The organism is Phenylobacterium sp. (genome assembly GCF_036263695.1).
Lineage (GTDB): Bacteria > Pseudomonadota > Alphaproteobacteria > Caulobacterales > Caulobacteraceae > Phenylobacterium.
In genome coordinates, this window is sequence record NZ_DATAGM010000241.1 from 1 (window position 1) to 10,816 (window position 10,816).

Annotated in this window: 12 protein-coding genes and 1 pseudogene; 4 read left to right on the plus strand and 9 right to left on the minus strand. The window is 69.0% G+C overall.

Going from position 1 to position 10,816, the window contains the following annotated elements:
- From VHK87_RS09745 to VHK87_RS09755, 3 genes and pseudogenes are all read right to left on the minus strand, one after another.
- Positions 1–202 (minus strand): annotated as a pseudogene (locus tag VHK87_RS09745) (hypothetical protein); the annotation flags it as partial.
- Between the two features lie 104 nt (positions 203–306).
- Positions 307–1,023, minus strand: a complete 717-nt coding sequence (locus tag VHK87_RS09750; RefSeq protein WP_329634704.1) for a Crp/Fnr family transcriptional regulator — start codon at positions 1,021–1,023, stop codon at positions 307–309.
- Between the two features lie 488 nt (positions 1,024–1,511).
- A complete protein-coding gene (locus VHK87_RS09755; RefSeq protein WP_329634705.1) occupies positions 1,512–1,790 on the minus strand; it encodes a hypothetical protein in 279 nt (92 codons plus the stop codon).
- Positions 1,791–2,114: 324 nt separating this feature from the next.
- Between VHK87_RS09755 and VHK87_RS09760 the strand changes: the two genes are divergently transcribed.
- Together VHK87_RS09760 and VHK87_RS09765 are read left to right on the plus strand one after the other, a co-directional pair.
- A complete protein-coding gene (locus tag VHK87_RS09760) occupies positions 2,115–3,215 on the plus strand; it encodes an alpha/beta hydrolase (protein WP_329634706.1) in 1,101 nt (366 codons plus the stop codon).
- A gap of 353 nt (positions 3,216–3,568) precedes the next feature.
- Positions 3,569–3,739 (plus strand): hypothetical protein, encoded by a 171-nt coding sequence (locus VHK87_RS09765; RefSeq protein WP_329634707.1) that lies wholly within the window; start codon positions 3,569–3,571, stop codon positions 3,737–3,739.
- A gap of 65 nt (positions 3,740–3,804) precedes the next feature.
- On the opposite strand, the gene VHK87_RS09770 is transcribed toward VHK87_RS09765, so the two are convergent.
- From VHK87_RS09770 to VHK87_RS09780, 3 genes are all read right to left on the minus strand, one after another.
- Positions 3,805–4,005 (minus strand): hypothetical protein, encoded by a 201-nt coding sequence (locus tag VHK87_RS09770; protein ID WP_329634708.1) that lies wholly within the window; start codon positions 4,003–4,005, stop codon positions 3,805–3,807.
- An 81-nt stretch (positions 4,006–4,086) separates the two neighbouring features.
- Positions 4,087–4,650, minus strand: coding sequence for a hypothetical protein (locus tag VHK87_RS09775; RefSeq protein ID WP_329634709.1), 564 nt, complete (start codon positions 4,648–4,650; stop codon positions 4,087–4,089).
- 380 nt (positions 4,651–5,030) lie between these two features.
- Positions 5,031–5,267, minus strand: coding sequence for a DUF5961 family protein (locus tag VHK87_RS09780; protein WP_329634710.1), 237 nt, complete (start codon positions 5,265–5,267; stop codon positions 5,031–5,033).
- A gap of 157 nt (positions 5,268–5,424) precedes the next feature.
- On the opposite strand from VHK87_RS09780, the gene VHK87_RS09785 reads away from it, so the two are divergent.
- Positions 5,425–7,203 carry a PAS domain S-box protein gene (locus VHK87_RS09785; protein WP_329634711.1) on the plus strand — a complete coding sequence of 593 codons (1,779 nt, stop codon included), beginning with the start codon at positions 5,425–5,427 and terminating at the stop codon, positions 7,201–7,203.
- On the opposite strand, the gene VHK87_RS09790 is transcribed toward VHK87_RS09785, so the two are convergent.
- Positions 7,183–7,326 (minus strand): hypothetical protein, encoded by a 144-nt coding sequence (locus VHK87_RS09790; RefSeq protein ID WP_329634712.1) that lies wholly within the window; start codon positions 7,324–7,326, stop codon positions 7,183–7,185. The genes VHK87_RS09785 and VHK87_RS09790 overlap by 21 nt on opposite strands.
- 137 nt (positions 7,327–7,463) lie before the next feature.
- On the opposite strand from VHK87_RS09790, the gene VHK87_RS09795 reads away from it, so the two are divergent.
- Positions 7,464–8,813, plus strand: coding sequence for an aminotransferase class V-fold PLP-dependent enzyme (locus VHK87_RS09795; RefSeq protein WP_329634713.1), 1,350 nt, complete (start codon positions 7,464–7,466; stop codon positions 8,811–8,813).
- 151 nt (positions 8,814–8,964) lie between these two features.
- Here the strand turns inward: VHK87_RS09795 and VHK87_RS09800 are convergent, their stop codons facing one another.
- A complete protein-coding gene (locus VHK87_RS09800) occupies positions 8,965–10,173 on the minus strand; it encodes an acyl-CoA dehydrogenase family protein (RefSeq protein ID WP_329634714.1) in 1,209 nt (402 codons plus the stop codon).
- A 107-nt stretch (positions 10,174–10,280) separates the two neighbouring features.
- Complete coding sequence (locus VHK87_RS09805) at positions 10,281–10,724, minus strand: hypothetical protein (RefSeq protein WP_329634715.1); 444 nt, start codon at positions 10,722–10,724, stop codon at positions 10,281–10,283.
- Between the last annotated feature and the right edge of the window lie 92 nt (positions 10,725–10,816).

A 10,816-nucleotide genomic window follows, 5' to 3' on the forward strand; every position in this document is an offset into this window, starting at 1 on the left:
AGGCGCTTTCCCGCCTCAGGGCGGCGAACGCGTCCTTATCGGAGCGGGCGCAGTGAGGCTCGAAGCCGTCCGCATGAAGTATGTCGCTAAGCAGATCGCAGATCGGCTCCTCGTCTTCGACGACGAGGACGCTGGATCGCAGGCTTTGCTGTGGTGCGAGGTCGGACATCAGCAGGTGGTTACTGTAGAGGTAGAGTGACACCGCCCCTTGTGACGGTCCCATCAAACAACGGGCGCGAGTTCACCGTCAAGCGCAGCGCGGTCGGCCGTGGTCCTACCGCACCCATCGTCGCGGCCCAAGCCTGGTCAGCGGGGCCGGCGGTCGAGGTAGAGGTAGGCTGGGTCGAAGCCGGCGAGCGCTCGGAGCGCTGCTAAATTGCGGATTCTCACGCGGCCGCGGCTGAACTCGAGTAAGCCATTGCGCAGCTCCATCAAGGTGCGGTTGACGTGCACCTGGGTCAGGCCGAGGCACTCGGCGAGTTGGCTCTGGGTGAGGCTGAGTTCGTAGCCGTCGTCTTCCACCAGCCCCACCAGGCCCATCCGAACGTGCAGCTCGCAGAACAGGTGCGCCATCCGCTCGACCGCACTGCGCCGACCCAGGCACACCTCCCATTCCCGGTGAACCGCCGCATCGAGGTTGGTCGCGAACCAGTAGACGCGGGTCAGGTGGGGAAGGCGTTGGGTGATCTCCCGAAGCTTTTCGTGAGGCACGACCGCGAACTCGCAGTCGCTCAGCGCCAGCACATCGTGGTCGAGGTACTTCAGCGTGAAGCTGTGCAGGTCCGTGTAGTCGCCTGGCGTATGCAGCTCGGTGATCTGCCGCTTTCCGTCCGCCAGATCCTTCGCCCGACCGGCTATCCCGGAGAGGAGGATGGTGGAGAAGTCCATCGGCTGCAGCGCGCGAACCACCACCTGGTCGGCGGCGATACGCCGGATCTCCGCGACCGAACCGCGGATGGCGGCTTCCTCTTCGTCGTTGATCTCGTCGCGGGCCCTAAGCTTCATCAGGTGCCGTTCGATCATGGGCCGCCTCCAGTGAGCTCGAACTCGACTGCATCTGCGGGCGCCGCAGCAGGCGGCCCCCCGATCCGCTTGAAGATAGAAGGGTCGGACTCCGGCATGCGAACTCCTGGGCGTACATTGTAGTTTCGCCGCCCGCACCACCGGGAGGAGCGGAAGGGGCGCTCAAAGACCATTCTGCTCGAGCGTCGGCTCCCAGCCCACCCTAGCGCCGCCGATGGCGCAAGCTGGGAGGGGCCGCCGCCCGACCGACGTGAGAGAGGTCGCTTGAAACCTCACCACCCTCGTGCTGTTTGGCCATCTCATGAAGAAGGTGTCCGACTATCGCCGCCACGCCGCCGACTGTCGTCAGCTCGCCAGTCTGATGGACGGCGAGGGACCAGTTGCTTGAAATGGCCGCCACCTGGGATCAGCTCGCCGAGGAGCGGGAGCGGCTGCTTCGCATCCAAGAGCCGCGCAGCCACGACGAAGCGTGAACCGCGGCGCGCCGGCTAGGCCGCCTCGCTGAGGACTTCCGCGAACGTCAGCCGCTTCGTTACCGCGTACGCCCGCCAGTCGCCGGGGCGCGTGTGAGTAATGCCGAAGCCCAACCGAAGGTAATCCGTGGCGGCGCCTATGGCTTCCGCCTGCGCAGCGAAGGTGGTGGCCTTGCGCTCATCGCCGGTGACGACCCAGTGGCCGTGCCGGCTGTCGCGGCACAGATAGCGTGGGGCGGCGCCATCGAACGCGGCGACGATATAGGTGTTCGTGACGATGGGCTTGGGCTTCATTGCGTCCCCATATGGTTGCCCCACCGCGTCCTCCAAGCGCAGCCGCGCCGTGAGCTGCGCCGTCGTCGGCCGCACGTGGTCGTTCGGCTCGAGGTTCAGGGGGCTCCGTCCTGACCGGCGTCTGGGTCGAGAGCTGCCCGCGGATGTCGCGCCAGTAGCGATTGTCGAAGCGTCCGCACATGCCCGACGCCACGCTACCCGGCAAGAAGCGTTCATGCGGCGGGGAAAGGCGCTCGCCCGCGGAACAATGCTGCAGCGCACAATGTTGATGAGGGCCTCGCGCCGGCCAAGGGCGCGCCTCTTCCCTCCCGCGAACGGCTGCAAATGAACAAGCTCCCAGATCGCCACGGTCTCTCGACCGCGCGCGCCACTCGTCGTCCTACCCGTGGTTCGGGCACGCAGAAGCTGGCGATCGCCGGCGCGCTGCTCGCCGCCGCGGCCGTGACCAACCACCTCGTGGCCAGGCGCAGCGAGCGCCGAAACCCGCCCAGGGGCCGCTTCGTCGAGGCCGGCGGCGTGCGGCTTCATTACCTGGAAAAGGGGACGGGTCCGGCTGTCGTGTTGATCCACGGCAACGGGGTCACCTCGCAGGACTACGCGTTGAGCGGATTGCTGGACCGGCTGTCGCAAAGCTGCCGGGTCATCGCCTTCGACCGGCCAGGCTTCGGTTACAGCCAGCGGCCGCAGGGCCGGCCCTGGGCCGCCAAGGATCAGGCGCAGGTGATCCTGGAGGCGATGTCGCGGCTGGGGGTGGATGACGCCGTGCTCGTCGCCCACTCCTGGGGCACGCTTGTCGCGCTGCAAGCGGCGCTGGTCGAGCCCGCCCGGGTGCGCGGACTGGTGCTGATGTCGGGCTACTATTGGCCCACCCCGCGGCTCGACGTTCCACTGCTGAGCGGCCCGGCTATCCCCGGGCTGGGGGAGGTGATGCGCTACACCGTGTCCCCTCCGCTGGGCCTTGCGATGACGCCGCTGGTGATGAAGCAGATCTTCTCGCCCGCAGCCGTCGCCCCGCACTTCAAGGCGGGGTTCGAAACGTCCATGGCGCTACGCCCATCGCAACTGCGCGCGACCGCCGCCGACACCGCAAGAATGCCCTTGGAGGCGGCCAAGATCGCCGGCCGCTACGATGAGGTGCGGGCGCCCGTCCTGGTCATCTCGGGTGACGGCGACAAGATCGTGAGTTTCAAGCACCAGTCGCGGCGGCTGGCGCGCGAGCTGCTGACCGGCCAGATCCAGGTCATCCAAGGCGGCGGCCACATGATCCACCACACCGCGCCGGCGGAGGTGGCCGCGGGGATCGAGACCTTCATTCGAGAGATCCGGCCGCCGGCCGCCGCGCCCGACGCACTGCAAACCATTGCGGAGCAAGAAGCAGGCGGAGTGCTTACCCGCCAGGAGCCGGCGCCGGCGACAGTGGCTTGATCTCGTTTGTCCTCGACCTGTCCGCCACCATCCAAGCTCCAGCGCTGAGCCGGCGCGCCTACACCGCGTTGCTCGCCCCCGCCAGGCGACCCCACGCTGTCCACGCGGACGAACAGCGGGGCCAGTGCGTGAACATCGGGGGCCAATCAGCTGCCTGACGGCTGATGTTCGAGGCCGGCTTAACCCATGGAAGTGCAGCGCCCGCCGATTTCAGGCTCGCTCTTAGGAGTCCCCAGAAGGTGAGGGGATGGCCTCAGGTGATCCAGCCGAGCTGCGGCTGGAACTCGAGCCGTTCAGGAGGGCCGTGAGACATGAAGACGATACACGTCAGACCGCTGCCTGGAGGATGGATCGTGGACAACGAGCTGACCGGCGGCGCGCTCGTATTCATCTCCGGAGGGGCGGCGGAGCGGAAGGCGAAGGAGCTCGCGCAAGTCCATGCCAGACAAGGCGAACAGGCGCGTGTGCTGGTCCATGACCGGGTCGGCGTCGTCGTCGGCTCTGTGGTCGTGGGACCGGGCTGAGCTGCCGCCGCCCGAGCCCCTCGTGAGGCGTTGCGCCCTTTCGGTCGCGCCTTCTGCGGTCCCGGTTAGTCGCGCGCGATCCAGGACGTCACGTGCGCGTGGACCGTGCGCACGATCGCCGAGGGCCCCGAGAAGCTGAACTCGCTGACGAACAGCCCACGCTTCTCGGCCCAGCGGATCGGACCGGTGTCTTCACTGGTCAGGATCTGGCGCAGGTGGCTGCGCTTGGACCTGGGCACGAATGATACGTAAGTCGCATCCGACACGGCGGCTCTCCCACTGCTAGGCCACCTAGGCGTCCGCTGAGTCCCGGGCAAGTTCATGGCGAATTTGGGCGCGATGGCGCCTCATTCCGGCGTGGCGGATATCCGGTCGGCCGCCCTGCGGAACAGTCCCGCGGAGGCCAACCACATCGCCGAGAACAGGCAGGTTCCCAACACCACCTCGCCGACGCCATCCAACCCGGGCGAGCCGAGGCCCGCCGCCAGCGCGCCTGCGCCCGCCAGCACCTGCGCGGCCGCGGTCGCGAACATCGCCCCGGCCATCCCGCCGGGCCGGAAACCCGCCAACACCGACCCCGCCGCCGCGATCCCGAGAACCGCCAGGAAGATCAGGTTCGCCGGATTGTCCTCGCTTCCCAGGAACCCGACGGCGCCGTTCACCACCGTCAGCAGGGCGCCGGCCGCGACCGCCACCGCCGCCCCCGCCCGATAGGCGAGATCCCCGGACGCCCGCACCGCTAGCTCGACCATCACGCCAACGCAGCCGAGCAGCGCCGCGGCAGTGACGTAGTCCGCCACCGTCCATGGCGCCCTCAGCATTAGCGGCGTCAGCAGCACGCCGGCCGCCGCAGCCCACGCCGAAGCCCTCCACAGCCGCGCGTTCGAACTGTCGCCCGGGCGCCGATCCATCACTTCGCTCCTCGCCTGCAACATCGTACGCCTACCCGAGCGGCGTCAGGGGCTGATGAGGAGGACGTGGAGTTTTGGTGCACGTCGACGAGGCGCGCCTCAGCCTCAGTGGCTCTCTTCCGGCGGCCTGCGCGAGGCCTGCTCCTGGTGGTCGGCTTCTCGGCGAAGGGCCTTCGCGCGCTCCTTCAACAATTGCTTGTCGGGGGCGTAGCTCACCATTCTGGCGATCGCCTCCGCCGCCTCAGCCTTCTCGCGTAACTCTTTCGCACTCGCCATCAAAGGTTAGGGCGCGGGCGTCCTCTACGTTCCGGGAGTTTCGGAACGCGGACGAAATATATTATTGAGATTTCGGTAGCTTAGCTTCGAGGTGGAGCTCGGCGCTACGTGCACGGCTCCAGTTCGCCGACCCCCAGGTCCACCACGAAGCACTGCTGTTCGCCGCTCGCCTGATCCAGCACGATGACCGTTACTTCGTGTCCCTCGTCGGGGGACGGATGCCACACCTCGACGAAGCTCAGAGCGGCCTCGGCGAAGCCCTCCGCTTCCACGGCGTGTCCGTGGGCGCGCCCGTCGTGGGCGGCGTAGGCGCAGTAGCGGGTAAGCTCGCTCGTCGGCATAAAGGGCGACTCCTGGTTCGTGACCTGAACGCAGCCGGGGCGAATTGGATTCACGCGTAGATTGCGGCGTGCACGGATGTGTGTGCTGGCGCCCCCGACGAGCCTTCGCTATCAAACTTGCGGGGGGATGAGGGGACACCATGACGCCGCAGGGCCGATGAACGCGGTCGCGCCTCTGAGTTTCGACGACGAGCTTTGCCGCCGGCTCCTCGAGAACATGAGCGAGGGCGTCAGCCTCGCCACGACCGACGGCGTCATCGTCTACACCAACCCGGCCGAAGAGCGGATGTACGGCTACGCGCCGGGCGAGCTGATCGGCCAGCACGTGTCGATCCAGCACGCCTTGCCGCCGGAGGAGAATGCTCGCCTGTTGGGCGAGGTCATGGCCACCCTGGCCTCCTGCGGCGAGTGGCGGGGCGAGCGGCGCAACCGGCGAAAGGCCGGCGGTGAGTTCTACACCCGCGCCCGCATTTCGGCGGTGAAGGTGAACGGCGCTGTGCACTGGCTGTGCGTGCAGGAGGACATCACCGACCGCCGCTCCGAGGACGCCGACCTAAAGGAGTCCGAAGGTCGCCTCGTCCTGGCCGCCGCCGCCGCCCGCATCGGCGTGTGGGATTGGGATCTGGTCACCGGGGAGATGGTCTATTCGGACCGCGCAAAGGCGATCTGCGGCCTGCCGGCCGGCCAGCCGGTGACCTACGAGATGGCCGTCGCCGTCACCCATCGCCAGGACTTTCCGCGAACCAGCGAACAGATGCGGAGGGCGCTGGACCCGGCGCTACGCGACGACACCCCGTATGAGTATCGGATCGTCCGGCCCGACGGCGAGGTGCGCTGGGCGAAGGCCCACGGAGTCGCGGTGTTCGCGGAGGGGCCGGAGGGGCCGAAGGCCGTGCGATACGTCGGCACCCTGGAGGACATCACCGATCAGCGGCTCGTGGAGGAGGAGCTGCGCCAGTCCCGCGCCCGGCTCGCGCTGGCGATCGAGGCCGGCCGCATGGCGGTCTGGAGCATCGAGGCCGGGACCGAGCACTTCATCCAGACCCCTGAACTCAACCGGATCCTCGGGTTTCCCGAGGACGCCAAGCCCACCCTGGACGATATACGCAGCCGATACGCGCCTGGCGAGCTCGACCGTATGCGCACGGAGGTCCAGGCGGCCCTTCAGTCCGGCGAGCGCTTCGTCGAGACCGAGTTCCGTTATGTCTGGCCGAACGGCGCGCTGCGCTGGCTGCTTCTGCGCGCCGAGTTCGTCCTCACTCCGAGCGGCGATCCGGCCGGGGCGACCGGCGTGCTCATCGACATCACCGAGCGCAAGGAGGCCGAGGATCGGCTGAAGCTGCTGGCCCGCGAGGTCGACCACCGGGCCAACAATCTGCTGACGGTGGTCCAGGCGACCGTCGCGCTAACCCGGGCCTCCAGCGCCAAGGCGCTGAAGGAGATCCTCACCGGCCGCATCTCGGCGCTCGCCCACGCCCACCAGCTTCTGGCTCAGGCGCGCTGGGAGGGGGCGGACCTGCGCAAGCTGGTGGAGGAGGAGCTGCGGCCGTTCCAGCTAGGCCAGGGCAAGCGAGTCAAGGTGAGCGGCCCGACCATCGCCCTGCGCCCGCAAGCCGCCCAGTCGGTGGCCATGGCCATGCACGAGCTGGCCACCAACGCGGCCAAATACGGCGCGCTATCCAAGCCCGAGGGCCAGGTGGAGGTCGCCTGGCGCGGCGGCGGCGAGCGCGAGCCGCTGAAGCTGATGTGGATCGAGCGGGGCGGCCCGCCTGTGGCTCAGCCGGCCGGCCGGGGCCTGGGCATGACCGTGGTGGAGCGCGCTGTCGGCGGCGGGCTGCAGGGCGCCGCGCGCTTCGACTGGCGCCCCGAGGGCCTGGTCTGCGAGCTGGAGATCAACCTGTCGTCCGGCGTTCTATCACCCGCTGGCGAGGGCTAGCAGCGCCCCCAGCACCGCCAGGGCGACGATCGCCACCACCACCAGCATCCATTTCTCGGGCCCGGTCCTCTGGCTTGAGGGCTGGGCGGTCTCGTCGGTTCGGGTCCCGTCAACCTTGGCCATGGGCTTGATCTCCTTCGCTGACATCAACAGGCCGCGAGCCCGGCTGTTCCCTGGAGGCCAAGCGGAACCTTGGCCGCGCGCCTCTGTTGAGTCGCAAGCGGGGCCGCGTGGGCGCCGCGGCGTTCGGGTGGGTTCTCATGGAGATCGCGCGGCGGAGTTTCCTGGCCGGATCCGGCCTGACCCTGGCTGCGGCCGCCTCCGCAGCGGCTCAGACGCCCCCAACCGCTGCGCCGCCGCCGCCCGTTCAGCCCGCGCCCGCGCCACCGGCGCCGGCGCCCGCGCCCCAGCCGGTCGACTGGCGCCGCGTCCGCGCCCAGTTCGCCCTGACGCCGGACTGGATCGACATGTCGGCGATGCTGATCGCCTCGCACCCGACCGCCGTGCGCGACGCCATCGACCGCCACCGCCGCCAGCTCGACGCCAACCCGGTGATCTACCTGGAGGCCAATAACCGCAGCCTCCAGAACCGCGCTCGCGCCGCCGCCGGCCAGTACCTGGGCGCCCCCGCCGAGGCGGTGGCCCTGACCGACTCCACCACCATGGGCGTGGGGCTGGTCTACAACGGCCTTCGCCTGCGCTACGGCCAGGAGATCCTGACCACCGACCAGGACTACTACGTCACCCACGAGTCCCTTAGGCTCGCGGCGCTGCGTACGGGGGCGAAGGTGCGCAAAATTCCCCTCTACGAGGATATCCGTACGGTCTCCGAGGCCGGCCTCGTCGCGCGCCTGACCAGCCAGATCACGCCCCAGACGCGAGTGCTGGCGCTGACCTGGGTGCACTCCTCCACCGGCCTGAAGCTGCCGATCCCGGCCATCGCCGCCGCGCTCGCGCCGATCAACGCCTCACGGGCCGAGCACGACCGGGTGCTGCTCTGCGTCGACGGCGTCCACGGTTTCGGGAACCAGGACGTCAGCTTCGCGAGCCTCGGCTGCGACTTCCTGATAGCCGGCTGCCACAAGTGGATCTTCGGCCCGCGTGGCACCGGGGTGATCTACGGCTCCGAGGCCGGCTGGCGCGCGGCCCTGCCAACCATCCCGACCTTCCTCGACAGCAGCGCCTACAGCCACTGGATCTCCGGCTCGGACCCGGGCCTGGCCAACGCCGTCCGCATGACGCCGGGGGGCTTCAAGGCCTTCGAGCACCTGTGGGCCCTGTCGGAAGCCTTCTGGCTGCACCAGAACGTCGGCCGCGCCGAGGTCGCCCGCCGCACCGCCGAGCTCGCGGGCCAGCTGAAGGCCGGCCTGGCCGCCATGCCGCACGTGACCCTGGTCACGCCCATGTCGCCCCAGCTCTCCGCCGGCATCGTCTCCTTCGACGTCGCCGGCCTGAGCGCCCACCAGGTGGTCTCCCGCCTGCGCGAGTGGAAGATCATCGCCTCCGTCGCCCCCTACGCCCGCCAGCACGTGCGCCTGACCCCCTCGATCCGCAACTTCCCTCACGAGATCGACTTCGCGCTGCAGGCGATCCGGGCGATGGCGGCGTAGGGGGTTGGGCCGCAGGCTTGGTACAGCGAGACCTCTCTCCGCAAGGCGGGGAGAGGGGAGGTGAGGGGCCGCTGACTCACCGTACGCGGAGGCGCCGGGCCTCCCTCTCCCAACCCTCTCCCTCCGCAGGCGGAGGGAGGGGTCTTAGACCTCAGACCTTATGCGTCGTCTCGGGCAGGCCGAGGATGCGCTTGGCGATGATGTTGTTCTGGATCTCGAACGAGCCGCCGGCGATCGTATTCGACTTGATCCGCAGGAACGCCCGGGTGGCCGCCAGTTCCTCGGGGGTGAAGTCGTCGCCTTCCCAGCCCAGGCCCCGGTAGCCCATCGCCTCGACCATCATCTCGTTGTTGTTCACGTTGATGCGCGACGAGGCGTTCTTCATGATCGAGGTCACGGCCGAGGGGCCGTTGCGGTTCTTCCCCTCGTCGGCCATGCGCGTCACGGTCAGCTGGTAGGCCTTCGCGTCCATCTCCTGCTCGATCAGCCGCCGGCGGAAATCGACGTCCGCCAGCCGCCCCGTCTCATCCAGCCCGATGTACTTCTTGGCCGTCTCGCGCAGCAGCGCCGGGTTGGTCCGGGGGCGCCCGCCGTCCGCGCCGGCGATGCCGTTGCGCTCGTGCTGCAGCAGGCGCTTGCCCACCGTCCAGCCGCCGTTCAGCGGGCCCACCAGGTTCTCCTTCGGCACCTTCACGTCGGTGAAGAAGGTCTCGCAGAAGGGGCTGGCGCCGCTGATCAGCTTGATCGGCCGCACCTCGACGCCAGGCGTCTTCATGTCGATCAGCAGGAAGCTGATCCCCTCGTGCTTCTTCGTGGGGTCGGTCCGGGTCAGGCAGAAGCACCAGTCGGCGTACTGGGCGCCGGAGGTCCAGATCTTCTGGCCGTTGACCAGGAAGTGGTCGCCCTTGTCCTCGGCCTTGGTCTGCAGAGACGCCAGGTCCGAGCCTGAGCCCGGCTCCGAATAGCCCTGGCACCAGCGCAGCTCGCCGCGCGAGATCGGGATCAGGTGACGGATCTTCTGCTCTTCGGTGCCGTACTCCAGCAGCGTCGGGCCGAACATCATCACGCCCATGCCGCCGATCGGGTTGAACGCGCCGGCGTTGGCCATCTCCTGGCGCAGCACCCGCGCCTCGGCCTGGCTGAGCCCGCCGCCGCCGTACTGCCGCGGCCAGGTCGGCACGCCCCAGCCCTGGTCGGCCACCCGCTGCTTCCACAGCTTGTAGTCGGGATCGTTGGGGTCCGGCCCTTCGCCCATCAGCGCCTCGCCCTTGCCCTTCAGCGAGGCGGGGAAGTTCTCCTCAAGCCAGCTGCGCGCTTGCGCACGGAAGGCTTCCAGATCGGCGCCGCCGAAATCCGCCATGGGGATCCTCCAAATGTCATGAGCGGCGCCTCGCGCGGGCGCCTTATGCCGCCAGCATGGGATCGCCGCGGCGCCGCGTCAACGCAGCTGACGCTACGGCGTCGCCGTCACTGGGATCGGCGGTGCGCCAGGAACAGCAGCGGCAGCGCCAGTCCGACGACCCAGTGGGTCGGGGAGATCAGGCCCTGCAGCCCGTCGTCGCCGGCGTGAAGCAGCAGGAAGCCGGTGACCGCCATCAGGATTACGCCGCCCAGCATCAGGGCGCCGGTCAGGCGCCGGCGGCCGCCGGACCAGGCGCGGGCGACGTGAACGCCCCAGAGCAGCCCGGCCGTCCAGAGGGCGAGGAAGGCGAACGCGCCGTGCAGGCGCAGCCACCAGGGCTCCAGCTCATGGGGCTCGGGCCCCCAGGCTCCCTCCCGCCTCAGGAAATAGTGGAAGACCAGCCACAGTCCGCCGGAGATCCAGAGCCCCAGGCCGGTCCCGTAGATCAGCAGCCGGGCCCGTGGGCCGGGCCGGACGGCCGCGGCCGGCCTCTCGCGCGGATGGGCCATTCAGGGCGAAGTCAGGAGGCGCGGACGCGTTCGAGCGTGCGGGGGTCGAAGAAGGCCTCGACCGGCTTCTTGTTCTCGTCGAAGCCGTAGAC

Coding starts and splice junctions, on each gene's coding strand:
- VHK87_RS09750 (WP_329634704.1), bottom strand. CDS start 1,023: ATGATCGAACGGCACCTGATGAAGCTTAGGGCCCGCGACGAGATCAAC.
- VHK87_RS09755 (WP_329634705.1), bottom strand. CDS start 1,790: ATGAAGCCCAAGCCCATCGTCACGAACACCTATATCGTCGCCGCGTTC.
- VHK87_RS09760 (WP_329634706.1), top strand. CDS start 2,115: ATGAACAAGCTCCCAGATCGCCACGGTCTCTCGACCGCGCGCGCCACT.
- VHK87_RS09775 (WP_329634709.1), bottom strand. CDS start 4,650: ATGGATCGGCGCCCGGGCGACAGTTCGAACGCGCGGCTGTGGAGGGCT.
- VHK87_RS09780 (WP_329634710.1), bottom strand. CDS start 5,267: ATGCCGACGAGCGAGCTTACCCGCTACTGCGCCTACGCCGCCCACGAC.
- VHK87_RS09785 (WP_329634711.1), top strand. CDS start 5,425: ATGAACGCGGTCGCGCCTCTGAGTTTCGACGACGAGCTTTGCCGCCGG.
- VHK87_RS09790 (WP_329634712.1), bottom strand. CDS start 7,326: ATGGCCAAGGTTGACGGGACCCGAACCGACGAGACCGCCCAGCCCTCA.
- VHK87_RS09795 (WP_329634713.1), top strand. CDS start 7,464: ATGGAGATCGCGCGGCGGAGTTTCCTGGCCGGATCCGGCCTGACCCTG.
- VHK87_RS09800 (WP_329634714.1), bottom strand. CDS start 10,173: ATGGCGGATTTCGGCGGCGCCGATCTGGAAGCCTTCCGTGCGCAAGCG.
- VHK87_RS09805 (WP_329634715.1), bottom strand. CDS start 10,724: ATGGCCCATCCGCGCGAGAGGCCGGCCGCGGCCGTCCGGCCCGGCCCA.